The 1,826-nt window shown below is 50.1% G+C and carries 1 tRNA gene and 1 rRNA gene; both read left to right on the top strand.

What is annotated here, in order from left to right:
• Positions 1 to 30: 30 nt before the first annotated feature.
• Positions 31 to 1,554, top strand: a 16S ribosomal RNA gene (locus tag RT250_RS13405).
• Positions 1,555 to 1,749: 195 nt separating this feature from the next.
• Positions 1,750 to 1,823, top strand: a tRNA-Ile gene (locus RT250_RS13400).
• The last annotated feature ends 3 nt before the right edge of the window (positions 1,824 to 1,826 follow it).

Raw genomic sequence — 1,826 nt, 5'->3', positions numbered from 1 at the left:
AAGTATGGTCGCAATATTATTGAAGATTATACGATGAAGAGTTTGATCCTGGCTCAGGATGAACGCTAGCGGCAGGCCTAACACATGCAAGTCGAGGGGTATATAATGCTTGCATTATAGAGACCGGCGCACGGGTGAGTAACGCGTATGGAATCTGCCTTGTACAGGGGAATAGCCCAGGGAAACTTGGATTAATGCCCCATAGTATTATGAGACGGCATTGTTTTATAATTAAAGATTTATCGGTACAAGATGATCATGCGTCCCATTAGCTTGTTGGTGTGGTAACGGCACACCAAGGCTACGATGGGTAGGGGCCCTGAGAGGGGGATCCCCCACACTGGTACTGAGACACGGACCAGACTCCTACGGGAGGCAGCAGTGAGGAATATTGGACAATGGGCGAGAGCCTGATCCAGCCATGCCGCGTGCAGGAAGACTGCCCTATGGGTTGTAAACTGCTTTTTTACGGGAAGAAACACCCCCTCGTGAGGGGGCTTGACGGTACCGTAAGAATAAGGACCGGCTAACTCCGTGCCAGCAGCCGCGGTAATACGGAGGGTCCGAGCGTTATCCGGAATCATTGGGTTTAAAGGGTCCGTAGGCGGGCAATTAAGTCAGTGGTGAAAGTCTGCAGCTCAACTGTAGAATTGCCATTGATACTGGTTGTCTTGAATCGTTGTGAAGTGGCTAGAATATGTGGTGTAGCGGTGAAATGCTTAGATATCACATAGAATACCGATTGCGAAGGCAGGTCACTAACAACGTATTGACGCTGATGGACGAAAGCGTGGGGAGCGAACAGGATTAGATACCCTGGTAGTCCACGCCGTAAACGATGGATACTAGCTGTCCGGCCTACATTGGTAGGCTGGGTGGCCAAGCGAAAGTGATAAGTATCCCACCTGGGGAGTACGTTCGCAAGAATGAAACTCAAAGGAATTGACGGGGGCCCGCACAAGCGGTGGAGCATGTGGTTTAATTCGATGATACGCGAGGAACCTTACCAGGGCTTAAATGTAGTCTGACAGGGGTGGAAACACCCTTTTCTTCGGACAGATTACAAGGTGCTGCATGGTTGTCGTCAGCTCGTGCCGTGAGGTGTCAGGTTAAGTCCTATAACGAGCGCAACCCCTGTTGTTAGTTGCCAGCGAGTCATGTCGGGAACTCTAACAAGACTGCCGGTGCAAACCGTGAGGAAGGTGGGGATGACGTCAAATCATCACGGCCCTTACGTCCTGGGCCACACACGTGCTACAATGGCAGGTACAATGGGCAGCCACTGCGCAAGCAGGCGCGAATCCACAAAACCTGTCTCAGTTCGGATCGGGGTCTGCAACTCGACCCCGTGAAGCTGGAATCGCTAGTAATCGGATATCAGCCATGATCCGGTGAATACGTTCCCGGGCCTTGTACACACCGCCCGTCAAGCCATGGAAGCTGGAAGCACCTGAAGTCCGTCACCGCAAGGAGCGGCCTAGGGTGAAGCTGGTAACTGGGGCTAAGTCGTAACAAGGTAGCCGTACCGGAAGGTGCGGCTGGAACACCTCCTTTCTAGAGAAAGACGACCGAATATTCAACAAAGAGACACTCTTTATATAAAAAGAAGGAGTTTCGCTTGGTTTAGCTGTCAATTTTATAATATAGATAGATATGAGATATCAGATATGAGATGTGAGACGAAAAGCACCTAATATAATGGTCGCTGGAGTCTAAAATCTCAAGTCTAAAATCTAATATCTATGAGACAGTCTCATAGCTCAGCTGGTTAGAGCGCTACACTGATAATGTAGAGGTCGGCAGTTCGAGTCTGCCTGAGACTACAA

Origin of the sequence: Aequorivita sediminis, assembly GCF_032080575.2 — a bacterium.
Lineage (GTDB): Bacteria > Bacteroidota > Bacteroidia > Flavobacteriales > Flavobacteriaceae > Aequorivita > Aequorivita sediminis.
Note: the sequence above shows the minus strand (reverse complement) of the source record. Positions and strands in the feature narration are given on the sequence as shown.